Annotated in this window: 22 protein-coding genes; 13 read left to right on the top strand and 9 right to left on the bottom strand. The window is 61.6% G+C overall.

The annotated features are described in order from the left end of the window. Positions 1-1,095 (bottom strand): ABC transporter ATP-binding protein, encoded by a 1,095-nt coding sequence (locus H5P29_RS29775; RefSeq protein WP_154384393.1) that lies wholly within the window; start codon positions 1,093-1,095, stop codon positions 1-3. Positions 1,096-1,337: 242 nt separating this feature from the next. Here H5P29_RS29775 and H5P29_RS29780 point away from each other — a divergent pair, with 242 nt between their 5' ends. Together H5P29_RS29780 and H5P29_RS29785 are read left to right on the top strand one after the other, a co-directional pair. Continuing rightward, positions 1,338-2,330 (top strand): spermidine/putrescine ABC transporter substrate-binding protein, encoded by a 993-nt coding sequence (locus H5P29_RS29780; protein WP_182575095.1) that lies wholly within the window; start codon positions 1,338-1,340, stop codon positions 2,328-2,330. A gap of 34 nt (positions 2,331-2,364) precedes the next feature. Further along, complete coding sequence (locus H5P29_RS29785; protein WP_154384392.1) at positions 2,365-3,219, top strand: MurR/RpiR family transcriptional regulator; 855 nt, start codon at positions 2,365-2,367, stop codon at positions 3,217-3,219. Between the two features lie 54 nt (positions 3,220-3,273). On the opposite strand, the gene H5P29_RS29790 is transcribed toward H5P29_RS29785, so the two are convergent. From H5P29_RS29790 to H5P29_RS29805, 4 genes are read right to left on the bottom strand one after another with little or no spacing between them, the layout of a single operon-like run. Next, a complete protein-coding gene (locus H5P29_RS29790; RefSeq protein ID WP_154384391.1) occupies positions 3,274-4,647 on the bottom strand; it encodes an acetoin dehydrogenase dihydrolipoyllysine-residue acetyltransferase subunit in 1,374 nt (457 codons plus the stop codon). A gap of 3 nt (positions 4,648-4,650) precedes the next feature. Further along, entirely contained in the window at positions 4,651-5,649 is a 999-nt protein-coding gene (locus H5P29_RS29795) for an alpha-ketoacid dehydrogenase subunit beta (protein WP_154384390.1), read from the bottom strand. Then, positions 5,649-6,683, bottom strand: a complete 1,035-nt coding sequence (locus H5P29_RS29800) for a thiamine pyrophosphate-dependent dehydrogenase E1 component subunit alpha (RefSeq protein ID WP_154384389.1) — start codon at positions 6,681-6,683, stop codon at positions 5,649-5,651. Before H5P29_RS29800 ends, H5P29_RS29795 begins: the two co-directional genes overlap by 1 nt. Then, a complete protein-coding gene (locus H5P29_RS29805) occupies positions 6,680-8,005 on the bottom strand; it encodes an NAD(P)H-dependent oxidoreductase (protein WP_154384388.1) in 1,326 nt (441 codons plus the stop codon). The genes H5P29_RS29800 and H5P29_RS29805 overlap by 4 nt, the downstream gene beginning before the upstream one ends. Positions 8,006-8,252: 247 nt before the next feature. Between H5P29_RS29805 and greA the strand changes: the two genes are divergently transcribed. Continuing rightward, a complete protein-coding gene (gene greA, locus H5P29_RS29810) occupies positions 8,253-8,735 on the top strand; it encodes a transcription elongation factor GreA (protein ID WP_067968203.1) in 483 nt (160 codons plus the stop codon). Positions 8,736-8,852: 117 nt separating this feature from the next. Here greA and H5P29_RS29815 read toward each other — a convergent pair whose 3' ends face one another. The 4 genes from H5P29_RS29815 to H5P29_RS29830 form a co-directional block, all read right to left on the bottom strand. Next, a complete protein-coding gene (locus H5P29_RS29815; protein WP_154384386.1) occupies positions 8,853-9,992 on the bottom strand; it encodes a hypothetical protein in 1,140 nt (379 codons plus the stop codon). Positions 9,993-10,110: 118 nt separating this feature from the next. Continuing rightward, positions 10,111-11,334, bottom strand: coding sequence for a TadE/TadG family type IV pilus assembly protein (locus H5P29_RS29820; RefSeq protein WP_154384385.1), 1,224 nt, complete (start codon positions 11,332-11,334; stop codon positions 10,111-10,113). Between the two features lie 120 nt (positions 11,335-11,454). Continuing rightward, the gene (locus H5P29_RS29825) at positions 11,455-12,210 is read right to left on the bottom strand and encodes a GGDEF domain-containing protein (RefSeq protein ID WP_067968194.1); all 756 of its coding nucleotides are present in this window, start codon (positions 12,208-12,210) and stop codon (positions 11,455-11,457) included. A 178-nt stretch (positions 12,211-12,388) separates the two neighbouring features. After that, positions 12,389-12,955: a thermonuclease family protein gene (locus tag H5P29_RS29830; protein ID WP_185910447.1), complete on the bottom strand. Its 567-nt coding sequence runs from the start codon at positions 12,953-12,955 to the stop codon at positions 12,389-12,391. 448 nt (positions 12,956-13,403) lie between these two features. Between H5P29_RS29830 and H5P29_RS29835 the strand changes: the two genes are divergently transcribed. The 10 genes from H5P29_RS29835 (at position 13,404) to H5P29_RS29880 (ending at position 26,723) form a co-directional block, all read left to right on the top strand. Beyond that, complete coding sequence (locus H5P29_RS29835; protein WP_246787057.1) at positions 13,404-14,255, top strand: transglutaminase-like cysteine peptidase; 852 nt, start codon at positions 13,404-13,406, stop codon at positions 14,253-14,255. A 334-nt stretch (positions 14,256-14,589) separates the two neighbouring features. Then, the gene (locus H5P29_RS29840) at positions 14,590-16,035 is read left to right on the top strand and encodes a TolC family outer membrane protein (RefSeq protein WP_154384383.1); all 1,446 of its coding nucleotides are present in this window, start codon (positions 14,590-14,592) and stop codon (positions 16,033-16,035) included. A gap of 27 nt (positions 16,036-16,062) precedes the next feature. Next, entirely contained in the window at positions 16,063-18,198 is a 2,136-nt protein-coding gene (locus H5P29_RS29845; protein ID WP_154384382.1) for a type I secretion system permease/ATPase, read from the top strand. A 57-nt stretch (positions 18,199-18,255) separates the two neighbouring features. After that, the gene (locus H5P29_RS29850; protein WP_154384381.1) at positions 18,256-19,545 is read left to right on the top strand and encodes an HlyD family type I secretion periplasmic adaptor subunit; all 1,290 of its coding nucleotides are present in this window, start codon (positions 18,256-18,258) and stop codon (positions 19,543-19,545) included. Continuing rightward, entirely contained in the window at positions 19,535-20,170 is a 636-nt protein-coding gene (locus H5P29_RS29855) for a ribbon-helix-helix domain-containing protein (protein WP_067968184.1), read from the top strand. The genes H5P29_RS29850 and H5P29_RS29855 overlap by 11 nt, the downstream gene beginning before the upstream one ends. A gap of 231 nt (positions 20,171-20,401) precedes the next feature. Beyond that, positions 20,402-23,620, top strand: a complete 3,219-nt coding sequence (locus H5P29_RS29860; protein ID WP_185910448.1) for a type I secretion C-terminal target domain-containing protein — start codon at positions 20,402-20,404, stop codon at positions 23,618-23,620. Between the two features lie 36 nt (positions 23,621-23,656). After that, on the top strand, positions 23,657-24,043 hold the full coding sequence (locus H5P29_RS29865; protein ID WP_154384379.1) for a hypothetical protein: 387 nt from the start codon (positions 23,657-23,659) through the stop codon (positions 24,041-24,043). 78 nt (positions 24,044-24,121) lie between these two features. Continuing rightward, positions 24,122-24,493 carry a hypothetical protein gene (locus tag H5P29_RS29870; RefSeq protein WP_067968175.1) on the top strand — a complete coding sequence of 124 codons (372 nt, stop codon included), beginning with the start codon at positions 24,122-24,124 and terminating at the stop codon, positions 24,491-24,493. 57 nt (positions 24,494-24,550) lie between these two features. Next, positions 24,551-25,288 carry a lytic transglycosylase domain-containing protein gene (locus H5P29_RS29875; RefSeq protein ID WP_154384378.1) on the top strand — a complete coding sequence of 246 codons (738 nt, stop codon included), beginning with the start codon at positions 24,551-24,553 and terminating at the stop codon, positions 25,286-25,288. Positions 25,289-25,511: 223 nt separating this feature from the next. Further along, positions 25,512-26,723, top strand: coding sequence for an ABC transporter substrate-binding protein (locus H5P29_RS29880; protein WP_348640612.1), 1,212 nt, complete (start codon positions 25,512-25,514; stop codon positions 26,721-26,723). The last annotated feature ends 5 nt before the right edge of the window (positions 26,724-26,728 follow it).

The raw sequence follows: 26,728 nt of genomic DNA on the forward strand, positions 1-26,728 counted from the left end.
TCAGATGCCATCGGCGTCGCACCTGATGAGATGAACAGCGGACGGGTCGTAGGACAGCCGTGCCTTCTTTGCCTGTTCGACCTCGCCGACGAAGCTGCGCCGTCCGGCCGGAATTTCGGCAACAACCTTGCGGCCTTCGACGGTATGACCGAACAGCTCGAATGACGAGCCGACGAAGACGATCTGCTCGACCTCGACGTCCAGGAAAGGATAGTCCCGTCCCTCCCCCGTAATGAAGAACTGTTCGGGGCGGATCAAGGCCTTAGCCTTGCCTGACACTTTCCCAAGCGACGGCTGATGGCGGATCGCGAGGCCATCGCCGGTCAGCAACCATCCGTTGTCCAGTTGGCCTTCGAAGAGATTGCTGGCGCCGACGAAGGTGGCGACGAAACTGTTGGCCGGGCGATCATAAATGCTGCGCGGGGTATCGAGCTGTTGGATGCGTCCGCCTGACAGAACGGCGACGCGGTCCGACATCGTCAGCGCTTCCTGCTGGTCATGCGTGACGAAGATGAACGAGATGCCGAGTTCGCTCTGCAATGTCTTCAGCTCGATCTGCATCGACTGGCGCAGGTTCTTGTCCAGTGCCGACAGCGGCTCGTCGAGAAGCAGAAGCTTGGGCCGGGCGATGATGGCGCGGGCGAGCGCAACACGCTGCTGCTGGCCGCCGGACAGCTGGCGTGGCCGGCGGCCCTCCATACCGGCGAGGCCGACCATGTCGAGGGCGGCTGCGACCTGCTTCATCCGGTCGGATTTGGCGACGCCCGCAACCTCCAGCGCATAGCCGGTGTTCTCGCCGATGGTCATGTGCGGAAACAGAGCATAATTCTGGAAGACGGTGTTGACGGGCCGGCGATAGGGCGGACGTGTCGCCATGTCGACACCGTCGATCAGGATGCGGCCGGCATCGAGCTCGACGAAACCGCTGATCGCCTGCAGCAAGGTCGTCTTGCCGCAACCAGAAGGGCCGAGCAGCGTCAAAAACTCGTTGCGGCCGACATCGAGGTCGATTGTGTCGAGCGCGATCACGCTTTGGCCTTCCGGCGTGGGGAAGGTCTTTGCCGCTCCCTCCAGCCGGACGATGGAATCTCGCATCTGCCGTTCCCCGAATTGTTAGTCAAATAACACTTGTGCGATTGAGAGATTTGGATACCATTTGATCATCCAAGTCAACGGCCACCAGAAGCCGTAGCCGGAGCACGCGATGCCGGCCTGCAATGGGCAGACAACCAACAGAGGAGAATTCGATGAGGATCATGAACCATGCCCTCGCGGGCGCCCCGCCGAGCAGGCCGAGCCTGCTGGCGCAAGCCGCCGCACTATCGATTGCGGCCGCCATGACGACGGTCGCGCCGGCCGCTGCTGCCGAGCTCAACATCTACAACTGGGGCGAATACATCAATCCGGCGGTGCTGAAGAAATTCGAGGACGAAACCCAGATCAAGGTCAACCTGTCGACCTACTCCTCGAATGAGGAGATGCTGGCGAAGATCCAGGGCGGCGCAACCGGCTACGACATCGTCTTCCCCTCGGTGCACATGCAAGACATCATGGCCAAGCTCGACCTGCTCGAGAAGACCGACATCAACACCTATGAGGGCTTCAAGAACATCGACCCGGCCTTCATGCGCGCCAAGAGCGACCCAAAGGGCGAGTACTGCCTGCCCTATGCATTCGGCTCGGTCGGCATCTTCTACAACCGCAAGATTCTCGGCAAGGACATCACCGGCTGGAAGGACCTGATCGCCACCGTCGAGGCCAAGGGCCTCAAATTCACCCTGCTCGACGACATGCGCGAGGTGCTTGCCGTCGGCCTCATCCTCAACGGCCACAAGGTCAATTCAACCGACCCCAACGAGCTGCAGCAGGCCGCCGACACGATCATCGCGATGAAGCCCGATGTCGCCGCCTTCACCTATGACACGCGTCCCATGGTGCAGTCGGGTGACGTCGCGGCGGGGCATTTCTTCGTCGGCGCCATGGTCGACGTGTTCGGCAACACTGCCGACCTCGGCTATGTCATCCCTGAGGAAGGTGCCACCATGTACCAGGAGGACATCTGCGTCCTGAAGTCGGCGCCCAACAAGGAAAACGCGCTCAAATTCATGCAGTTCTACACCCGCCCGGAGGTCGCCGCGCTCAACGTTTCGCAACAGACAAACGGCACCGCGAACGTCCCGGCGCGGCAATTGACCCCCGACAACATCAAGAATAGCAAGGAGATCAATCCTTCGCCCGAAACGATGCAGCGGCTGCAGATTTTCGAAGATTTGGGACCTGGCCTGCGCCAGCTTGACCGGGCCTGGACCAAAGTGAAGACAGCCCAGTAGCTCCCGCGCCCCGCGGCGGCTGGCCGGAGAGGACATGGCGCAGCGAATCCTGAAGCTCGTGCAAAGCGTACAGCTGAGACGGTCGAAATCCGACAAGCTGATCGCCAACTACATCGAGCGCAACCTGGCGGAAATCCCGTTCGAGACGGCGCGGTCCATCGCCACCCGTCTCGAACTATCGCCGATGACCGTCGGCCGTTATCTCCGCCGCATGGGCTTCGACGGCCTCGACCAGTTGAAGCATGAGCTGCGGCGCGGCAGCTCCAATCCTGCCTGGCAGGTGAAGGGGCCGGTCGACCGCTTCCGGGAAGACATCCGCGAAGGCAAGCTGCTTGCCGGACTGATCCAGCAGCAGATCGACAATCTCGGGCGGATCTATGAGCTGACCGCCGCCCCGGAGTGGCAGCAGACGATCGACGCGCTGGTTTCGGCAAGCGAGGTCTATGTCGCGGCCTACCAGAACGTCCGCGGCATCGCCCAATATTTCGCCAGCCAGCTGTCCTACACGCGGCCGCGGGTGCAGTTCGTCGACGGGCTCAACGGTACCTATTCCGAACTGCTCGACGGTTCGGTCGAAGGTCGCGTGCTGTTTCTGCACGACGTCCGGCGCTTTGCCGCCAAGGCGCGTCCGCTCGCCATGGAAGCGCGACGCATGGGCGTCAAGGTCGTGCTCTTGACCGACGAGTTCTGCCCCTGGGGGCCGGAGGTTTCAGACATCTGCCTCGTCGTGCCCGGATCGCACGGCCCGCTCTGGGACGGCTCGGCAACGATCATCGCGGTGATGGACCTGATGCTTAGCAACATCATCGTGCTGCTTGGCGACGAGGTCGGCGAACGTGTCGACCTGCTGACCCGATTGCAGAATACGTTTGGCGACTTTGAAAGCTGATCCAGCCGGAATGCAAAATCCCCGCGCATGTCGCGCGGGGATTTTGAAACTGCGCTAGGCGCGCGCCATCTCCAGCAGGATCTTGAGCACCTGCTCACGACGCTCGACCTGCGGCATATGGCCGGTAGCCGGGAAGACATGCAGCGCAATTTCGCCGGGCAACCCCTGAGACTGGCTTGCCGGGATGATCCGGTCGTTGGCGCCGACGATGACACGCACCGGGATGCGCAAGGCCGCCAGCAGTCCCCTGATGTCAAAGGTCTGTGTGCCGTCGGCAAAGAAGCGGTCCGATATCTCGCCTTGCGCTGTCCGCAGTTCGCTGTCCGCCGCCTGCGCCAGCGTCGCGTTGACAAAGGGCTTCGACAGCACCTGCTCGGCGGCGACAAGTTGCCGGAGCCAGGGCATCAGGCTCGCCTCGCTCTTTGCCCGAACGAAACCCTGCAGGAAGGCGCCGTTGATCTCCGGGCCAAGGCCAGTGGGGGCGATGAGCGCCAGGGCCCGGACGTCGGCATGGCCGCGCGCGGCGACGGTTGCCGCCACGGCACCACCGAAGGAATGGCCGACAAGCAGGATCGGGCCAAGGTCAAGCGACGCCAGCGTCGCCTCGACATCCGCAGCGATGGCGTCGAGGTCGGCAGGTGTGTGGCGTGGCGAGCCGCCATGCGCGGGCAGGTCGAGCGCCAGCAGCGGTGCATCGACCGGACCGGCCGCCAGCATCGGCCGCCAGCTGTTGAGGTCCGCGCCGAAGCCGTGGATCAGAACGATCGGACGCCCTTCACCCTGTCGCAGCCAGGCAAAGTTCAGCGGTGCCGCGCCAGCGGACCGCTGTGGCGCCGGCCGCGGCTGGGAGGATGCCGGCGGCCTGGAAATGATCTGATCGGGCCAAAGAGCGGCCTTCACCTCGCGCTTCGGCGCCGTCATGGCGCTTTCCACGTCCTTGCGCATGACGCGGCCTTTGGGGCCTGATCCTGCGATGGTTTCGAGTGCGAGCCCGGCTTCCGCCGCGAGACGGCGCGCGAGCGGCGTGGCGCGGGTGCCGTTCAATGGCATGGACGGGGCGACGGCCTTCACCGGGGCGAGCGCAGGCGAAAAAGCAGAAGCAGTTGCGACCGAAGCCGGTGCAGCGGGAGCCAGATTCTGCACCGGCTTGGCTTCGGCAACCACGTCCTTGGCCGGCTTGCCGGCTTCCCCCTCGGCATAGATCCAGGCAACGGCTTCGCCGACCGCAATGTCTATGCCTTCCTTGCCTGTGATGTCGCGGATGGTGCCCGAAGCCGGGGCATCGATTTCCATCGCCGCCTTGTCGGTCTCGATCTCGAACAGCAGGTCGCCCTTCTTGACCGCAGCACCTTCGTCGACATACCAGCGCGAGATGCGCCCGGTCGCCATGTCCATGTCGACCTTGGGCAGGATTACTTCGACCGGCATGGCCTAGCGGCTCCCCGTAGCGAGGCTACGCACAGCGGCCAGGATGTCGGGCACCTGCGGCACGGTCGCCTTTTCCAGTTCCGGATTGTAGGGGATCGGCGTCTCGGCGCCGCCGAGACGTACGATCGGCGCGTCGAGGAAGTCGAACGCCTCGCTCTCGGCGATCATGGCGCTGACTTCGGCACCGACGCCGAGCGTCTTCACGCCTTCATAGACGCAGAGCAGACGCGACGTCTTCTTGACGCTCTCGATGACGGTCTCCTTATCCATCGGCCTGATGGTGCGCAGGTCGACGACCTCGACGTCGATGCCTTCGGCCTCGAGCGTCTTGGCAGCTTCCAGCGCCTTGTGCACCATGATCGAGGTTGCGACGATGGTGAGGTCGCGGCCCTCGCGGCGGATTTCGGCCTTGCCGATCGGCACGGTGTAGTAGCCTTCGGGCACCGGGCCCTTGGTCTTGTAGAGCAGCTTGTGCTCGAAGATCATCACCGGGTCGGGATCGGCAACGGCTGCGAGCAGCATGCCCTTGACGTCGTACGGCGTCGCCGGCTGGATCACCTTCAGGCCGGGCACATGGCCGAGCCAGGCTTCCAGGCTCTGGCTGTGCTGGGCGGCAGCACCCGTGCCGGAACCGGCCGGGAAACGCATGACCACGGGCACCGAAACCGCGCCGCCAAGCATGTAGCGCATCTTGGCGGCCTGGTTGACAATCTGCTCCATGGCGAGCGTGGCGAAATCGGAGAACTGGAACTCGAAGATAGGACGCAGGCCCGTCACCGCAGCACCGACGGCAACACCAGCACCGCCGAGTTCCGAGATCGGCGTGTCGATGACGCGGTCGGCGCCGAAACGCTCGACCAGGTCGCCGGTCACCTGAAAGGCACCGCCATAGACGCCGATGTCCTCGCCCATCAGAAAGACGCGTTCATCGCTCTCAAGCGCAATCGCCATGGCTTCCTGGATCGCCTGGGCATAGCTCAGTTCACGCACGGCCTGATCCATTACACAGTCTCCGTGTAGACGTAGCGTTCGAGATTGCGGATCTCGGGCGACGGGCTCGCCTTGGCGAACTCGATGCCGTCGGCAATCTCCTTGGCGACCGCCTCGCGGATCGCCTCGATGCCTGCCTGGTCGATGATGCCGAATTCCATCAGTTCATTCTCGTAGCGGACGATCGGATCGCGGTTGGTCATCCAGTCCTCGATCTCTTCTTTGGTCCGGTAGCGATTGCGGTCGCTCTTGGAGTGACCGCGATAACGATAGGTCTTGGACTCGATCAGCGTCGGCCCCTCCCCTAGCCGCGCGCGGCGCACGGCCTCATGGCTGGCTTCAGCGACCTCGGACAGCACGTTGCCGTCGACGATCACGCCCGGCATCGAATAGGCGGCGGCACGGTCGGCGACATTTGCGACAGCCGTCGAGCGGGCCATCGAGGTCGACATACCGTAACCGTTGTTCTCGCAGACGAAGATGACCGGCAGCTTCCACAGCGAAGCCATGTTGAGCGCCTCGTGGAAAGCACCCTCATTGTTGGCGCCGTCACCGAAGAAGGAGATGACGACTCGGTCCGATTTCAGACGCTTGGCAGTAAGTGCCGCACCGACGGCAATCGGAATGCCGCCGCCGACGATGCCGTTGGCGCCGAGATTGCCGGTGGTCACGTCGGCAATGTGCATCGAGCCGCCGCGGCCGCGGCAATAACCCGTGGTCTTGCCGAAGAACTCGGCGAACATCTTGGAAACCTCGGCGCCCTTGGCGATGCAATGGCCATGGCCACGGTGGGTCGAGGTGATCTGGTCGTCATTGGTGAGCGGCATGCAGATGCCCATGGCGCTCGCCTCCTGGCCGATGGACAGGTGCATCGTGCCGTGGATCAGGCCGCGCATGTAGGACTCTTCCGCGCCCTCTTCGAACTGGCGGATGAGGTACATCTTGTGCAGAGCCAGCTTCAGCCGCTCGGCGCTGTATTCGCGGTAGATGAAGGGCAGGTTCGCACCCGCCGGCAGGTTCTTGGCCTTAGCCTGGGCCACCGTCATGCCTCCGCTCCATAGACCAGCCTGTCCTGCCTCGCACGCAGCTCGGCGATCTTCGAATTCGGGGCAACGGATGCATTGGCCGTGGTGATCAGCTCGCCCTTCCGGATCGGCGCGGTGACGGTGCCGCCCTGCAGCAGGCCACAAGGGATGGCTTTGGCGGCGCGCGCCTCGCCCGCCGTCATGATCCAGGCGCGGTAGCTGTATTCGCCGATGGCATCGAGCGCATCGCCGGGTGCAAGGTCCTTCTTGGCCACCGCGCAGACATCGGCCACCGGCTTGGCCAGCGGCACCATGTCGGCCTTGCCGTAGAGCACGACACGGGCACAGGTCAGCGGCACCTCGAGCGAGGTCAGGTGATAGGGCCTATGGAAGGTGAAATACGGGCCATGGCCCATCTTCAGATCTTCCATGCGCTCGCGGATGCGCGGATGCGACATGTCGGCGATGACGAAGACGCCGGGGGCAACCCCCTTGCCGATCGAATAGTCGACGACGCCGACCTTGGAGAGAACACCGCCGTCCTGTTCCGGGACCAGAACCTTGTTGAGCTCGGGCAAGGTCGCGGCCGGGCCGTGCATGCCGGCCTTGTCGGGCACCAGACCGGTGGCGTTGGCGATCGCCGCCATCTCGACCATCGTCTTCGAGCCGTCGACGAACTCGACAAGCATGCGCACGTTCATGTTGCGGCGGGCTGCTTCCTCGGCATAGTCGTGCGGCACCGCATCGATGTTGAGCGGGTTGTTCTTTCCCTTGCCGGCGGCGACGATGGTGTGGCCCATCGCCGAAACGAATTCGATCAGCTCCATGCAGGACGACGGCTCGTCGCCAGCGCCGAGCGAATAGGTGACGCCGAGCCGGTCGGCCTCCGACTTGAGATAGGCACCGATGGTGACGTCGGCCTCGACATTCATCATCACCAGATGCTTGCCATGCTCCATGGCGCGCAGGCCGATCTCGGCGCCGACGGCGGGCACGCCCGTCGCATCGATGACGACGTCGATCAGGCCGCTGTTGAGGATCAGCTCGGCATCGTTGGTGACCGCGACCTTGCCGGCCTCGATCGCTTCGCTCATTGCCGAGCCGCTGCCCACTTCGCGGGCATGGCCCTTCTCCTGATAGGCAATATCCACGGCGCGATGGGCGTTGGGCAGGTTGAGCTCGGAGATCGCGCCGACCTCGATGCCGGGCATATGCGCCACCCGCGCCACGATGTCGGTGCCCATCTCGCCCGAGCCGATCAGGCCGATGCGGATCGGCTTGCCCGACTTGCCTCGCTCGGCAAGATCCCGCGCCAAGCCGACAGGGGCTACGTTGATGGTCATCCGATGGGTCCTCCCGGGCACGCTCTTCAATTGCGCCCAGAGGTAATGAACATCTGTATTTGTGTCAATACGAATGTCCACAATTCATGGCACCGATGCGATGTCGCTCGCGAGCTTTTTTTGGCGTAGCCGGGACCATCAACAGCCGCCGGCCGCACCGGCTCAAGCTGCGCCAGCAGATTGTTGCAGCTTTATTGTTGGCTGTGGGCTACCACTTGGGAACAGAGTTCGACGGAGTACCGGCCAAGTGAGCGTCGCATTTGCCAAGGAAGACAGTGCCGAGGCGGCATCGGAAACCGTTCTGCCACCGCGCCCGATCTCCGAGCGGGTCAACCTCGTCACGGCGGCGGGCCTTAAGATACTGCAGGACGAGTTGGCCCGTGCCCAGCAGGCGCTCGAGGCCGCGAATTTGATTGAAGACGTCAATGAGCGGCGACGGCAGTCGGCGGTTCCGGTTCGGGACATGCGCTATTTTGCTGAACGCGTGCATACGGCCCAGCTCATGCCGGCACCAACCTCGAACGAAGTGGTTGCGTTCGGTCACACCGTCACCTTCGAACGTGACGATGGCCGCACCCAGAGCTTCCGAATCGTCGGCGAGGACGAGGCCAACCCGTCTCAAGCCTCCATTTCACATGGTTCGCCGGTCGCCCTGGCACTTATAGGCAAGACCGTAGGCGACATCGTCATGTTGGGGCAGCACGAGCTCGAGATCCTGGCTATTTCCTGACCGGTACTGGATGTCGACGACCGCAGCAGCGCCGAACCACTGCCCCTTAGCCTGACCACCGCCAGATGCCCAGCGGCGGTTAGAATCCTGGCTGGCTAAACGACCGACCGAACGCCTTTAATTGGCCGGCAGAACGAGCGGTGTAACGGCCGGCTCTGTCGCAACCTCAGGCACTGGATCGACCACCGCCGTTACGTCCGCGGTCTCGGTCGGCAAGGTCGCCTTGATCTCGTCGATCTTGCCGTAGGCGTCGCCCACGCCAAGGACATCCTTGGCCCAATCCATGACCTCATCATTCAAATAGTCGTCGCCATATTCGGCGACGCGGTTGGGATTGGCTGCCGCGAGCAACGCCTCCTTGAGGTCGTCTTCGCTGGTGCCTTCGGCAGCGGCATCGGCTGCCGCCTGGGCGTCGGCGAGATCCTGTTCCGCCTGGGCCAAATCATCTGCGGCCGCAAGTGCGTCGGACAGCGCTTGCTTCTCGGCTTCAAATGCGGCCAGTTCTGTAGGATCAACCGGTGGCTCCAGGGCATTCAGTGCATCGAGGCGTGCCTGAAGGGCATCTGCAGTCGGGTCGACGATCGGCGCACTGCCGTCAAAAGGCACGATGGCAGCGGCGGCGGCGTCCAACGCAGCTTGCAGTTGGGCTGCCTTTTCGGCTGCCGCCGCAGCCGCTTCAACCGCCAACTCAGCCTTGGCCGAATTCAGAACATACTCCCTGACAAGCGCCATGCGCGGAGACTGGGAATTCAGATAGGCGTGGTAGTTGCGATTAAGCGAGTTGAGAGCCGCCAAGCGCGCATTGAGGTTCTTTTCCTTGACAGGCTTTGCCCCTGGCACCTCCACGGAGGCCGGCAGTACGTTGGCCGGCAGGGTCTTGAGATGCTGCTTGGTCTTTGCAGTTTTCGGCGTCGTACGCTTGTTGTTCGCAGCCGCCGACTTTTTCGTCTGTCCGCCACCGAAGATCGATTTCATCAAGTTGCCGGCAGAGGCCGTCTGGACGCCGCCGATTGATTTGGTCTTACCGGCTGCCGATGCAGACTTGCCGTTGGAAGAGCCATTGCTCTTGCCACCACCATTACCCCGATCCCCACCTCCGCCATTACCGCCACCGCCGTTGCCGCCGCCATTCTCGCTCTTGGCGAAGGCCGACGTTTGGGCAAAACCGCCACTTGATCCGATGTCGAGCTTGATCGGCAATGCGCTGATGGCGAGCGCGGATGCCGCGCTGACAAGAAGCTTCCTGCTATTGGTCACCTGATTTTCTCCCTCTCTCGGTCCAGAATTCGAATCAAGCCCGACGCCACATTAAGATTCCGCGATATGCGTGCCAGCCAACTCGTGTTTCAGTCTGAAATGTCTTGATGGCATGCCATCAACGCACCAGCCTGATGATGCGGCCGGCATACATCTTCTTACCACCAAGCTCGGCTTCGCAGTTCGACGTGACCGATGAATTGCCGGTCATTTCGACGGTATTGCCGACAATACGAATACATTGACCTGAACCCGACATCTCAGAATTGCCGGCATAAAAGACATGCGCACCCGGCGCGTAGATGAACCCGGTCACATTCGAACCCGATCCACCATTGATCACCACGGCATTGGCGTTGGTCCGCTCTTGGTAGATTGTGATGCCTGCGTAGGATCCTTCGGATGGCGGCGACAAATTGATGATCTCGTTTGCGTTCGAGCTGAATTCCGCGCCTTCCATCAGGAAAATCGTCACGCCAATGCCGGTGAGCGAACCGTTGCCGCCGAGCTTTATCTGGCCGCCCCTTAGAATGTAGGTTCCCGGATCGAGTGTGACATCGCCTGAGATTGTCTTGTCGCAGAATGTACCAGGCGAAAGAGTCTTGGTTTTGCCGCCAGGCACTGACTTGCAGGCCGTATAGGACGGCGGAACGACATTCGCGAGCGGGTCGAGCGACGCGTACTGGTTCTCGCGCGGAATGCCACATTCGAGGTCGGTGTTGTAGCCGGTGAGCCCATTTGTGCCGCCGACAGTGGTCACGCACTCTGCTGCTACCTGCGCCGATCCGCCTCTCGATACCGAGTCGTTGGCGCTGGAGTTCGAGGCAATAACGCAACCGTCAAGCACCACATGGGTTGAGCCTTGAAGCTTGACCGAGGCCGATGCGGTCGGATCAAGTGCTAGTACGCAAGCCGGCTGTCCCGGCGCCACCTCGACCACAGCGCGCCTGGCGGTTCGCCATTCGATGTTCCCGACCATGCCCGGCTGCTCGATCGTCGAGGTGACCTCAATGTGGCTGATATCGCCCGAGGTTGTCGCAGATGCGTCGAAATCGGTGACCTGATCATTGTAGACGAGCTCGCTGGCGTCATTGCGGACCCGAGCGAGGTTCGAATCGAAGAAGTCTCGGCCGAGGCTTTTCAGGTCGTCGCCAGACATCCCTGAGTAGTATTTGGTTGCAATCGCAAGCGCAGAAACATCGAGTGAATTCTGAAGTCTGTCCGCTTTGTTGCTAATGCTGACGAAATCTACAAGCCCGGCTACGCCAGTCATGATCGGCACCATAGCGATAGTCGTAGTCACCGCGATATTGCCGTGCTCCGACCGGAAAAAATTGCGCATGCCCGACCCCGCCAGAAGTTGCGGTCACATTAGGGCATGCTGACATTTCAGCATTTGTTGCCAGAACCGTTAAAATGCCGACTATATGTTGAACAATCGGCTAGGAAGGCCATGGCTGCGTCAGGCGTTCAGGCTGGGCCTGTCGTCGCTGTCGTCCGACATGTCGGTGAATTCGACGCGGTTGCGACCGCGAGCCTTGGCCTCGGTGAGACGACCGTCGGCCTTGCGGAACATCTCGTCGAACTCGAACTGATCGTCGAACAGGACTGCGCCGACGCTGACCGTCAGCGGGCAGTTGCGGCCACCCGGCTCTAGCACCGTCTCGGAGATCGAGCCGCGGATACGCTCGGCAACACGCTCGGCATTTTCCTTGCTGGCGCCGGGCAGAAAGACACCGAACTCCTCGCCACCGATGCGGCCGACGAGATCTCCGCCACGGACGGACGACTTGATTGCGCCGGCAACGATCTTGAGCACCTCGTCGCCCCAGGCATGGCCGAACCGGGCGTTGATTGCCCTGAAGTCGTCAATATCGACAACCAGCAAAGCACCCTGCCGGCTGGAAGGCGAGTTGCGGAAGGCGTCGATCAGACTCGCGAACACGCTGCCGTTCAGACACGAGGTCAGCGCATCGACAGATGACAGGCGGCTGACTTCGGATTTCAGAGCGGCAAACTTGCGCCGCTCATTGGCAATGATCGTCAGCAGCGGTGCGGCGACGAGACCGGCAACGACGCCGGCGCCAATCACGCCGCGCCAGAATATGCTGTCAGCCTGGCCCTGAAACAGGAGTGCGGCGGCACCCGACGCAACGACGGCGCAAGCAGCCGTGCCAAGACCGGCATAGCGCAACACCGCCGCAGAACTGCCAGCCATATTCCCCGTACCAGAAATGTCCACGCCAGATCCCTCCGCTCCAATGCTCGAATCGATCTACCTGTGGAGAATGAAACATTCCTTGTGTGATTTCGAACAGTTTGACGAAACCGGTCGAAAGTCGCGCAATTTTGGCTTGATAGCAGCCTCAGCGACCGGTCTGAATGGCATGGCAGCTTCAATCTGGCGGCCCGAACACGCCCATTCTTGCCCTGCGCGCCACGGCCTCGGCCTTCTCATACCCGCCGCCCGGACGCGCATAGGCCCAGCCGTTTGACACCAGCCAGGCGCCGAGATCCTGCTTGCCGAGCCTGCATGCGGCCGCAACCGGCTGCCTTTCGGCCGGCGGGAACACCTGGCAGAGCGGTGCGCGACCGCGCAGCCAGTATCTGAAGGCGAGCCTGGCTCGCTCGCCGCAGCGCCACGCCACGCCTTGGAAGTCACAGGACTGGTCCAGCCCGACAGGCTCCGTTCCGGCGACGAGGATTGTGAAGCCCATGGCCTCGAACGAAGCGGACGAGGTGACGACCGGTCGATACAGTATCGTTCCCTCCCAATCATCAGGCGTGACCGGCTTCGGAGGCGCGGCAAGCCCGAGCTCGCTGAGCGGAGGCCGTGCCTCGACGCGCTGCAATCCAAGTCCGACAACATCAGGTGGCGCAACAATCTCGGGCGCGATCGAGCGCAAGGCGGCGACCTCTTTATGTATTCTCGGCTGGCCACCCGCTTTTTCATGGGCTTGCACCGGGGAATGCTCCGCCCGAGCCGGAACGGCGTCACTGAAAATCGGTTGCCGTGGCAGGCTTCGCAGCGACCCGACCATGAACGCAACGGCGCCGATGGCTGTCGCAGCTCCGATCTTGATTAGCACCGAACGCACCGGTTCCATGCATGTCACACCACACTCTGTGCAGATGAGCGGCCACTCGCCCAAAATGCCTGCCCTGTCGCAAGAAGGCCACGGATCGCCGCAGAGCGCCAGTCACTCACGGGACAAGTGAAAAACTTCGATAAAATTTGATCTAAAATATCACTTCAAGATTATATGACAATTATCCCAGTTCCTTTCCGATAATTTGATATGTCGTTGCTATCGTTCATCAAAATAGGTGGGCGAAATGAAAGCAACAGCAGCCACTTTTGCAAGATACCTGACCAAAAGCTTTGCCGCGGCGGTGTTCCTCGCCGTTGCAGTGCAGGGCGCCGCGGCAAGTCAGGATCGCACCGCCGAAGCATCCGTGAAGTCCGAGATGCCGATGCCTCAGCTTCTTGGCGGCCTGATGATGGCGGAACCCATGACTGTCGCCACGGCCCAGCCTTTCCAGTTCGGACCGGACTTCGACGGCTACGGGCTCGTGGCGCGCACCGCAGTTGATGCGTCGGCAACGCCCGCCGGCGTCGACCCGATGAAAACGGCAGCCATCATTCCGGGCGTTTTCGGCTCGGTCGCAATCCCGATGCGCAACTTCCCGGTGGCAGGTCGGTGGGCCAAGGTCTATCGCGACATCAGTGGCTGCACCGAAACTTCATGCGGCAAGAATGGCGCCGCACTTTTCGGACTTGCCGAGGACAGCCGCGACAGGAAATTTCTCGACAAGCTCGCCGTCGTGAACCGTGCCGTCAACACGATGATCGCCTATCGCAAGGACCAGGGCGTTTATGGCAATCTCGATTACTGGGCGAAGCCCTCTGAAATACTGTCGCGCGGTGCCGGCGACTGTGAAGATTTTGCCATTCTAAAGATGTCGGCACTGATCAAAGCCGGCGTTCCGGCACAAAGCATGTCGCTGGTGGTTCTCCAAGATGCGAGCCGCGGCGTCTTCCACGCCGTGCTGTCGGTTGCCACCCAAAGTGGAACCTTCATCCTCGACAATCTGAGCAACCAGGTTCTGCGTGATGGGGCGCTGAAGAGTTATGTCCCGCTTTATTCGTTCAGCACCGATCGAGCCTGGATCCACGGCGCACGCGCCGGATCAGAGCAAATCGCGTCTGCAGGCAACAATTTTGCTGCTATTGCACCTGGTGAAGGCCCATTGGCGCAATAGATAGACGCCGACCCACGACCCGATGCGGAAGATTTCTACACGAATCAACAGAGCGGCTCCCGCCCGAGAAATTTCTAGCGGGACGAAGGTCAGGAGACCATGTGTGGTGTCCAGCTTCGCAACCTCAGCGTTTAACCCGACCCCGACACTTTAGTGCCACGAGATGTAGCATTTTTGCATCAGCGCCCAGGTCAAATGGCGCAAAACCAGTGAAAACTACGCCAGAGCAATCAAAACGCTGTCGATTTTAGTTCACTGCTGGATAATTACGTCTAGTTGGGTACGATCGGGTTCCCGAACGCTTCGGCGTCGGGGTGGAGTGGGGAGATACTTAATGCCTAAGCGCCTTGGACAACTGGCGGCACGGCTGACCGTCATGCTTGCTGCGACCATGCTGTCGGGCACGGGTGCAAATGCGCTGACGCTCAAGGAAGCAATGGCGGTTGCCGTCGAATCCAATCCGGAAATCGGCCAGGCCATCGAGAACCGCGAAGCAATCGAATTCGAGCTCAGGCAGGCAAAGGGGCTCTATCTCCCAAGCGTCGACCTCGAAGCGTCGACCGGTGTGCGCCGCCTCGACAACCCGTCACGGCGCCTCAGCGGCATCGAAGATGATGAGCTTTACCCGTCGGAAGCCGGCGTGGTTGTCACCCAGAAGCTGTTCGACAACGGCGCCCGCCGCGCCGAACTGACCCGCCAAGCATCGCGCGTCGACGGCGCATCCTTCCGCGTCCTTGAACGCTCCGAATTCATCGGCCTGTCGGTCGTCCAGGACTACCTCGAATACCTGCTGCAGGCGCAGATCGTAGGCGACGCCAAGCGGAACCTCGGCTTCCATCAGTCAATCCTCGGCGACATTCGAGAGGGCATCCAAGGCGGCGCACTCACCGACGCCGACCGCCAGCAGGCCGAGGAGCGCCTCTACGCCGCCAAGGCCCGTGTGCAGGAAGCCTCTGAAGAGCTCGAAGCGGCAAAGATCCGGTTCTTCAAGACCGTCGGCAAGCCGCTAACCAACCCGTCCAAGCCTGGTTCCGTAGCCAGGGCCCTGCCCCGCTCACTCGATGATGCGCTCGGCCTTGCGCGCCGCAACAATCCGCGCGTCCACATGGCCAATAGCGACATCGACGCTGCCGCCTCGCTCGTCGATGCGGCCCGCGCCAAATACGGCCCCGAGGTCGTCGCCGAAGGCCGCGCCCGGATCGGCAATGACATTGACGGCGCCGAGGACGAAACCAACGATCTGCAGGCCCGGCTAGTGTTGCGCTGGAACCTTTATCGCGGCGGCATCGACAAGGCCAACGAGCAGGAGCAGATCCGGCGCGTCAGCGAACAGCGGCTCGCCCTGCACCAGGTACAGCGCGAGATCGAGGAGGCCGTGCGGATTTCATGGGACCGCCGCTTCCGTCAGGCTGACTTAGCCAAGACGCTGCGCCAGCAGTCCATCGCCAACGACAGGCTGGTCACCTCCTATCGAGAGCAGTTCAAGGTCGGCCAGCGCTCGCTGCTCGACGTGCTGGACGCGCAGAACACGCGTTTCAACACAGCGACGCTTTCCAACACCGCCGCATTTGCGTCGCTCTTTGCCGAGTATCGCCTACTGGCAGCAACCGGCCAGTTGCTCCAGACGATGAACCTTCAACCGGCAAAGCAGGCTGACGCCTATGCCCGAACAGAGTTCAACGTGCCGGCGACAGCCGACACTGAGACTTATGCGCGGACACCTTCGCAGCAGGCAAACGACATGCCTTTTGATCTCTTGGCCCCAGTCAGAAAGAAGTAGGGCGTCTGACGGCAGACCCCGTCCGTCATGAATCAGCAGGCGCATATCCAGACCCCGGTCGAAGCATTCAAGTCCTGCTTTTCGGCTGTGGCCGCGTACCTGGGCCGGCCGAGCGCCGAAACCGTGCTGTTCGCCGGCGTGCCGATCTCGGAAGAGCGGATCGAGGTCCAGGAAATCAAGCACCTTGCCGAACGGATCGGCCTTGAAACGACCGAGTTCGCGCATCGCGACTTCATGCGCGGCCGATTCGACCTGCCGGCCATCATCTTTCGTCCCAATCGCCTGCCGATCGCGGTACTGGCCGAACAAAGCGACGGCGCGGAGTTCCTGACCGGTCCGCAGGAAGACGGCCGCACATCGATATCGCGGACTGAGCTGACGGCCGTTCCCATCTTAGGCGGTGTCGGCTTCTCCATCACTTATGCCAACACCGCCGAGAACATGACCCTCGGCAACGCGGCCAGGATCGAGCGGCCGCATTGGCTCTATGGAACACTCGGGACGTTCTGGCGGTCCTATTCACGCGTTGCCTTGGCTGCGATCTTCATCAACCTTCTCGCCATCGCGTCGCCCATCTTCACGATGAACGTCTATGACCGCATCCTGCCCAACAAGGCGATCTCATCGCTTTGGGTCCTGGCGATCGGTGTGTCGACCGCAATCCTGTTCGACCTTTTGCTCAAGACGGCACGCGCGGCACTTATCGACCATGCCGGCCGCAAGGCCGACCTGCGCATTTCCTACATGCTATTCGAGAAAGTGCTCAACACTTCGCTCAGTGCTCGCCCGGCATCCACCGGCGAGTATGCCAACCGCGTTACGCAATACGAATTCGTCCGCGAATTCTTCACCTCCAACACCGTCAGCACCTTCATCGACACCGCCTTCGTCTTCATCTTCCTGTTGGTGATCTACGCCATATCAGGATGGCTGGTGATTATTCCGATAGTCGCCTTCGTAGCCGCGGTCGCCATCGGGCTTATTGCCCAGCAGCGCATCGGCAAGCGTGTTGCCGCTTCCATGAATGAGGCTTCGCAACGTCAGGCGTTGCTGGTCGAGTCGATATCCACGGTCGAGACGATCAAATCGCTGCGTGCCGAGGCCTATCTGCTGCGGAAATGGCGCGAACATTCCAAGAATGCGGCCAATACATCCGAAAAGATCAAGCAGCTTTCGGCTGCCGCAGCCAACATGACGCAGTTCGTCCAGCAATTGGTGACTGTAGCGCTGGTGGTGGCTGGTGCCTACGCATTCGACAACGGATCGATTTCCACCGGAGCCATTATCGCCGCGGTCATGCTCTCGGGTCGTGCGGTTGCGCCGCTCGGGCAACTGGCGATGACGATTTCCCGCTTCCGCCAGGCAATGTTGTCACTGCGGGTGCTGAACTCCATCATGCAGCAGCCCGAGGACCGGCCCGACACCGTCGGCTTCGTCAATCGTCCGATCCGGGTCGGGGCACTTACTTTGCGCAATGTCGGCTTCGTTTACCCCGGCACAGAGGCGGAGGTGCTGACGGGCGTCAACCTGTCGATCAATCCAGGCGAGCGGATCGGCATCATCGGCCGCATCGGCTCCGGCAAGACGACCTTCGGCCGGCTGGTCGGACGGCTGTTCCTGCCAACCACCGGCGAGCTGCTGCTCGACGGCATCGATGTACGCCAGTATCACCCCTCGGAGGTTCGCGCTGCCGTTGGCATCGTCGCCCAGGCCGGCGACCTCTTCTCCGGCACCATCAAGGACAATCTTCTGATGGCGCGCCCGGAGGCCACAGACGAGGAGATCATCCTCGCAGCCAAGGCCGCCGGCGTCGACGAGTTCGTTTCACGCCATCCGCGCGGCTACGACATGAATGTCGGCGAACGTGGCACCAATCTGTCCGGTGGGCAGCGACAGGCCGTGGCGATCGCACGGCTGCTGCTGACCAAGCCGAAGATCGTCTTCCTCGATGAGCCGTCGGGGTCGATGGACCTGGCCTCCGAGCGTCTGCTCATCAAGCAGCTCAAGGTCGCCTTCGACGACAAGACCACGCTGATCATATCCACTCACCGCTACAGTATGCTCGAAATCGTCGACCGCCTTATCGTGGTGGAACAAGGACGTGTCGTTGCCGATGGCCCCAAGGAGAAAGTCATTCAGGCGCTGCAGAAGCCTGCCGGCTGAGATTTTGCAGGATTGAGGGGTTATTATATTGGCCATGTTCAATATAATGGAGTTCTAATGATATCGAGGGAAGACAGGCCGCCATTGTTTGCATCGGCTGTGGTGCTGATCATCGCGGCCCTGTTTGCAGCGTTTGTGGTCTGGGCTTCATTCGCCGAGATCGACGAGATCGCACGCGGCGAAGGCAAGGTCATCCCGGCCTCCAAGACCCAGATCGTGCAGGCAAGCGAGGCCGGCGTGGTCCAGGAGATCGCCGTCAAGATTGGCCAGGTGGTCAAGAAGAACGACCTCATCATCCGGCTCGACAATACCGTCAGCACCTCGAGCCTCGGCGAGCAGCAAGCCAAGGCGCGCACGCTCAGTGCCCGCATCGCCCGTCTCAAGCAGGAGCAGGAAGGCCGGATCGGCGAGCCGCTCGCTTGCCCCGAAAGCCTTGTGAAGGCAGCCCCCGAGATTTGCGAGAACGAGCAGAAGCTGCTGGTGGCACGCCGGCAAAACTTCGAAACCAAGCTCAATGTGCTGAAGTCGCGGCTGGACCAGCGCGAGAAGGAGCTGAACGAGGCCAAGGTCAATGTCCAGCGCCTGACGGAGAGCCTTGGCGTCAGCGACAGGGAAGCCGAGCTCGTTACCTCCATGGTCAAACGCAACCTGATGGCCAAGACCGAGCAGATCCGCGTCGACCGCGAGCAGACGGAGATACGCGGTCAGCTCAACCTCGCCGACGAGACTATCAAGCGAACCGGCGCTGCGATCGTCGAAGCGAAATTGCAGGTCGACGAGTTCGGGCTGCAATTGCAGCAAGAAGCGCTCGACGAACTGACCCAGGCGCTGGCCGAGCTCTCGGTCGTGGAAGAAACGATCCGCGGCGCCAGCGACCGGGTCGCCCGCACCGACATCCGCTCGCCGGTGGATGGCATCGTCAACACGCTTGACGTCAACACGCTGGGTGCCTTCGTCCAGCCCGGCGCCGTGGTGGCCGGCATTGTGCCGACCTCCGAGACCCTGCTCGTCGAAGCCCGCGTGTCGCCGCGCGACGTCGCCTTCATTCGCCCGGACCAGAAGGCGCTGATCAAGGTCTCGGCCTATGATTTCTCGATTTTCGGCGGGCTCGACGGCAAGGTGCAGAACATCACCGCCGACAGCCTCGTCGACCAGAATACCGGCGAACCCTACTATCAAGTCCGGGTCTCGACCGATCGCTCGGCGCTGGAGCGGGATGGCAAGTCCTATTCCATCATTCCCGGCATGATCAGTACGGTCGAGATCATCACCGGGCGAAAGACAATCCTGAGTTACCTGCTGAAACCCATCAACAAGGCGCGCGACGAGGCGCTCCATGAACGATAATAGCGGAGCGTTGCCCGGTGGAGGCGCACTCCACATCTACTCGGCCGACGATCTGACTTCGGATTTTCGCGTTGTCGTGCGCCAAGGCACGCGACGCGGCATCAAGCTTGAGCGCGTGTTTTGGGCAACGCTGAAACAGCTAGCTGAAGACAAGCACCTGACGCTCGGCGAAATGGTGGACGAGATCGAAATTTCCAATACGCAAACCGGCAACCTCACCTCGGCCATCCGTGTCGCCTGCCTGCGCTGGATGACCGATCAGAGCACCGCCTTGGCCAAGCTGGCATCGCTGCGAACCATCAACGCTATCCTGGGTGCCTGCCCGGCGCCGGCTTTTGCATTATCATCGACAAAGAAGATCCTGACCTTCAATCCATCCTTCCAGAACCTGGTCAAACGCCATCTGCCGGTCGGATTCGGAGAAGAAGGGCGCCGCGACCTCCGGCTGTCCCTCGACCTGAACGTCGCCGACATCTTCGCCAGGCTCGACGCCAATTACGGCGTGCCGATCGCCAGCGGCTTCGTCCTCGCCACAGCCGACCGGCGTTACCGCGGCCAGCTCAATATCGTCCGCGCCCCGGTCAAGTCGCCGGATCTGCTGCTTTCTTTCGTGGTCAACGGATAGTTGCAGCCACCTTTTCCTATGCCCACATGACACCTTGCACGATACTCGCGCGACGACCCTAAAGTCTGTTCGACAAGATGCTTCAGGTGCATCTCACCTCTCCAAATTAACCACCCATTAAGTTTTCCTGCTCGCTTGCATATGGGGATATGCAGCTTTGCGCACGCCCCCGTTGCAATCACCCAAATCTCGTTGCTCTGCTGCGGCCAGCAAGAAATTAGGGGATGGGCTATGGCAACCTCCGTTGACCAGGGAAATCTTTCGGCAACTGCAACCGGCAGCGACCCGCTGCTCGACCAGGCAGTGCCATTGTCGGAGGTGCAGCTCCTCGCGCAGGCGACCGAGCCGGCAGCAAAAGCCGACCCTGTTCCGGTCGATGCCGGCTCCGGCCAGCCCATCCAGGCGGCCCAACCCAATGCCACCCCAGCCGCGCCGGCCACAGCAGCCGAATATACCGCCGACGCCTCCAACGTTGTCCACCTGCCGGCCAACATCTCGGTCGACAACATCAAGGTCGACGGCAAGAACCTGATCCTCGAGCAGGCCGACGGCACCGAAATCGTCGTCAAGGACGCTGCCTCGAACGTGCCGACCTTCATGCTCGGCGACGTCGAGCTTCCACGAGTTGCCCTGATCGCAGCGCTTGAAGCCGGCGGCGTCGATGTCGCTTTTGGTCCTGACGGATCGATCTCGGTTGGACCTGGTTCGGCCAACAGCTCCGGCGGCAATTTTGAGGCCCCTATTGGTGGTATCGGCAATGGCTTCGACCTGTCGGCTCTGCTGCCACCAACCGCATTGCAGTTCCCGCAATACGAGTATCGCGAACTCTTCCCGGGGGCTCGGCGCAATCGTGCGCCGGAAATGCTCGATTTCGCAGTAAGGGTATCGGAAGAAGGACTTCAGAACGGCATCAAGGATGACTCGGGAAGCAGCGACACGACCGATCAGGCCATTGCGACTGGCCCGTTCTCGGCGACTGATGCGGATGGCGATCCGTTGTCATATACGTTTGGCGTGCCCTCGTTGCCTGCAGGCATGGCAGACTTGTACTCCGGCAATGACAAAATCGAATGGATTGGACAGGGCACCAGTCAGTTGGTTGGTATGGCCAATGGCTTACCAATCATAACCATCACCGCAACGGGCGATAGCTATTCTGTCGTCCTCTCCGGACCGATCAACCATCCCATAAGCGGCAGCGAGGATGAGCTGACGCTGGTCATCCCTGTCACCGTCAGCGACGGGAAAGGTGGCACGGCAACGGCCAATATGTCGGTGACCATCGAGGATGATAGTCCGGTCAACAATGCCGCGACGGTCAACCTCGGCACGGTGCATGAAGATGCGCTGAACACGGCAGGTGCCGTTGGCAACAGCGAAGGCGGCCAGACGGTGACGGCGTCGATCACCGCGGCCCAGATCGCCGCCCTGGTGACGGCAGGCGCCGATGCGCCGGTGGCGATCGCGCTGAACGCTGCGGTGTCGGGCCCGAGCGGCCTGACCCAGGATGGCCATGCCATCAACTTCGTCTATGACGCCAACAGCGGCGTCATCAACGGCGTTGTGGCCGACGGCCCGAATGCCGGCGGCGTGGTGTTCACCATTGCGCCGAACGGCAGCGACTTCACCTTCACGCTGAAGGACAATGTCGACCATGGTGCGCTGGATGTCGGTGGCGGCGACGCCGAGACGACGAGCCTGAGCCTTGCCAATGTGTTCACGGCAACCGACAGCGATGGCGATGCGATCGTCATCAATGCCGGGGCGAGCGTGACCATCGAGAACGACATTCCGGAGTTAATTGCGCAAGACCTGGCAGTTTACAGGGTGACCGGCGTCACATCGGGCAATTACGATTTCGATGTCGGCGCTGACAATGCTCCGTTCCCACAATCCTTCGCCGCGCCGGCGCTGACGTGGACCAACGTCCCAGATGGCTACACATTCGCCCTCAAGCCTGGCACAACGGCGACCTATCAGGCGCAGTTCGTGGAAGATGGCGTCACGAAAACCTACTTTGAAATCACAATCAAAGCTGATGGTACGTACGACTTCAATCTGGTCGATGCAGCGCCCTCAGTCTCCGTGCCGAGCGGCAACCTGTTGAGCGGGATTTCGGGAGGCAGCGGTCTGCCGAGCTATACTATTCCGGCCAGCACGTTCGGCGGCGCCTTTAGTATTGTCATAACCGGCACCAATAACGGCAACGCGGATACGCTAACGATTTCGTCAACCGACCTTGGCGTCGGCGACAATGTCGTGCACAAGAACGGCGACGTCCTGAAATTCGATCTGCTGCAGCAGGCAGGCTATGAGACGAGTACGCTGAGCACCATGACGTTCTCGGTCGCGTCAGCCGGTATAGCGGCTGGCGACGACGTTTCGATCACCGTACGATACACAGATGGCACAACGCAGACGTTCAACGAAGAGGTAACGGCGGGCCCTGGAGGCAGCATGCAACTTGTTGTCGACGGCTTTAACGCGTCAAAGACCGTCGACTATGTCACGATCGATCCGGTTGACAGCAACATGAAAATTACGGGCGTGGCGCTTTCATACACCACGACCATCAACCCTGCCGACCAACTCCTGAACTTCCAGCTCACTGGCACAGACGCAGACGGCGACAAAGCGTCGGATGCGTTTACGGTGACAGTCATGGCCGGTACCAGCGGCGACGACAATATCACAACCGGCAGTTCCAACGATCAGGTCTCCGGCGGCGCGGGCAACGACACTCTCAACGGCGGCGCGGGCAATGACGTGCTGATCGGCGGTACCGGCAACGACGTTCTGAATGGAGGAACTGGTAGCGATACCGCCTCCTATTCTGACAGCGCCACACCAGTTCGCATTAATCTGGACGACAGCGGCAATGCGGCGACCGATACCGCCAGTTTGACCCCTGCTAATGGTGAAGTTGGCGGTGCTGCATTCGGTGATGACTTGATCGGTATAGAAAACCTCACCGGCGGCTCCGCAGGTGACTATCTCGCCGGCAATAGTTCGTCGAATGTCTTGATGGGGCTTGGTGGCGATGATTTTCTGTTCGGCGAGAACGGCAACGACATTCTGAACGGCGGCAGTGGTCAAGACACCATGACCGGCGGAGCAGGGGCCGACACCTTTGTCGTCAGCGCGGATGCGATCGGTGGATCGATCAATGACATCATCTCAGACTTCACGATTGCCCAGGGCGATCAAATCGATCTGAGCGAGCTGTTGAAAGGGCTTGCCGCCGGCACCGATCTGGAAGCGGGGGGGTATGTCAAGATCGAGCAAACCGGAGTCAATACTTCGACCGTCAGCGTCGACGTCGATGGTGGTGGCAATTCCTATCAGGCCGTCGCCGAGCTGCAGAACTTGACCTACAACAGCGCAACAACTGACACGGTGAAGATACTGTTCGAAGATAATTCGGGCACCAAGCACACGGATAACGTATAAGCGTGATCAGGTGCGAATGATTTGGTCGATGTCCCGATGACAAAGGCGATGGCCGACAACAATGACAAGGGCGTAGGTGCGATCTTGCCGACACCCCTTCAAGACGTGGGGGCTGCGCAGGAAGAAGTTCTGCTTGATGCCGGAGTCTTGCTTGCGCTGCTGGCCACGCCTGCGGTCGAACCTGTGGCGCTCGGCGAGATACTGGCCGATGCAGTTATTGGTGACGTCGTCGACATCTCGGACATGCTGCCAGGCATATTCGAAACGACACTGGCTCCGGAGATGGTCGCTGTCGAAGGGCAGCGACTGGATGCGGTCAGCGTGGTCGGCGACCTGATCGACCTTCCGGGCGGCTTTTTTACTTCGGCAGTTGCCTTGGTGCCATTGTTCGACGATGGCGCCAAGGTGCATACTGATGCGTGACAGCAGCTTAGGGTTGGATTGCCGTTTTGACAGTGGGACGCTGGCGAGAACTACTCCCAGTAAAGAGAGGGACTATCGATGCTTGACGGACTGAAGCGGTCGGCCATTGGCGGCCTGTGCGTACTCGCCTTTGCCGGGCAGGTGGCGGCGGCGGACCTCATCGACGTGCCGACGGCAAGCTACTGCCGCCTGGCGACGACGTCGGACCTAGCGCTGAACGAAAACATCGGCGAGGTGAAGACCGAGGTGGTGCGCATGATGGACGAGGCTGTGGCTGCCGCAAACAGCTCGCAGTGGCTCGATTCCTCGCGCCCGGTGTTCGTCTGGGCGTCGGAAGCCAAGGTCGCCTGCGGCAAGGCCTACGGTTACCTCAAGACCAATTATCGCGACGAGGATTACCTCAACAAATGCGAGTGTTTCCACAGCCGCATGGTGGAGTACATGAACTAGTTGAGCGGCGACCGGGCCCGCCCTTCGTAGCGGTCGCTTGATGAGCCCCGGCTCCGCATGATGACAAAGCATGTCGCCCCGGCACTCCTGGCAAATCTCGCGCTGTCGGCAGCAGCCGTCGCTGCGGTGCCGGAGCAGATGCGGCCACATGCTAATAGGCCGATCACTGTCGCGGCGTGCACCGACCTCGGCACCGAGGCCGGCAAGGATGCATTCCGTGCCCTCGCCACCTGCGAAGCCAGGGCAAAAGAACTGCCCGCAGAGTTTGCGCTTGCGGTGATGGAGATCGAGAGCTTCTACGATCCCGAGGCGCGCGGCGGCGATGGCGAGGTAGGGCTCATGCAGGTCATGCCGGCGACCGCCCGCCTGATGGGGTTCCGCGGCACGCTCGATGAGCTGGCCGATCCCCGGACCAACATAGCCCTTGGCGTGCGCTATCTCGCCGGTGCGTTTCGGCTGGCAGAAGGCGATCTCTGCACGACAGTGATGAAATACCGTGCCGGCCACGCCGAAACGCGGTTTTCAGCCCTCTCGGTGCGCTATTGCCTCCGCGCCCGGGCGATTCTCGAACGGGACGGCTTCAAGGTCACCGGCACGGTGCCGGAGGCGACGTTCGGCTTTGCCGCCGTGGCCGGCCTGGGCGAGGTCAACGCCAAGGGTTCGGCTGCGCCCAAAGGCGTCTGCGTCAGAAGGTCCTTCGTGCCTGGCCCGCGCTACATGCGCTGCGTCGAGTACCGACCGGCAGCGCAGGCGCGCCATATCCGTAGCCTGCGCGCCAAGTTGTTCGGTGGCTAAAACCGATGGCACACCTCGGAAGGCTGCAGGAGCGTCAGTTTGTGCCCAACACGGCCACGGTGATCGGACGCTTGTCCACCCGTCCAACTGACTGGTCAATTTTGCAACAGGTGGCGGAACAATTGCTGGTCTGTTCAACGGTCCCTCGCGAAATGACGTGGACATTCCCCCACGCGATAAGCAGGTTGATGGTCGGGGTGCGAGTTTGCGCTCCTGGGGAGGAATGATGAGGGAACCTAAACGGCTGGGGCGTGCCGCATTGCTGGCGCTCGCCTTGGCGCTGCCGCTCGGCCTTGGCGCATGCCAATCCGACACCAGCACCGAAGACGTCCTCGGCTCCGCGTCGGACGGCCAGATCGGCCCGCAAAATACTTCAGTTGCAAAATCAGGACCTGCAAAATCGGGCGAAAGCCTGGGCAAGGGACCGATCAAGGTGTCGATGCTGCTGCCCTTGTCGGCAGGCGGGACCGCCGGCGACCGCGGCCGCAAGATGCGCGACGCCGCTGCGCTGGCCATGGCCGACCTCGGCAATGACCTATTGACCTTGAACATCGAGGATACCGGTGGCGACGAAACGCGTGCTCGGACCCTGACGACGGGGGCGCTTGCTTCGGGTGCCAAGCTGGTCATCGGTCCCTCCGAGCACGGCGCGGTGCGCCAGCTGGCAGCCGTATCAGGCGCCAACAGGCCGCTCGTGCTGGCGCTCGCCGACAACTACGCCGGCGCACCGGGCGTCTATTCGGTGCGGCTCAACGAGGCCGACAGCGCTGCGGCTGGTGCAGCGGCCATTGCCGCCAAGGGCGCGCGCAAGTTCGTGCTGTTCATGGCTGAAGGCGATGCCGGCAAGGTTATCGAAAAACGCGTCGCAAACAGTCTCAGCATCTATGGTGCGTCACTGGCGGTAGCGCTGCCTTTCGGTCCAGCCGGTGGCGGTTCGGACAAGGCAGTTGCAGACATGATGGCACTTGTCGACGATCCACAGGCCATCGTCATCGCCAGCGGCAGCGCCAATCCGGCGCCTCTTGTCTCCGCGCTGAAGGCCAAGGGCGTGCTCGGCAAGAACGTTGCGCTGGTCGGCTCCACCCGCTGGCTCGAGCACGGCATAAGCGACCCGGCACTGCAGGGCGCCCACATCGCCACCCTCGACGCGGCCGAGATCGGGCCGATCGCCGACCGCTTCCGCAAGACCTACAATTACGAACCTGACATCAACGTCGCCTATGGCTATGACACGGTTGCCCTGGCCGCCGGCATTGCCAGCGCCATGGGTCCGAAGGGCTTCACCAAGAAGGTGATCGAAAACCCGACCGGCTTCCGTGGATCGACCGGCATCTTCCGCTTCCGCGACGACGGCGCCGGCGAACGTGCAATGCCCTTCTTTCGCATCGAAAACGGCAAGCTGAAGCAGATCGAGAAATCGACGTCAGGGTTCTGACAGCT

The organism is Aminobacter sp. MDW-2, from assembly GCF_014250155.1.
Lineage (GTDB): Bacteria > Pseudomonadota > Alphaproteobacteria > Rhizobiales > Rhizobiaceae > Aminobacter > Aminobacter ciceronei.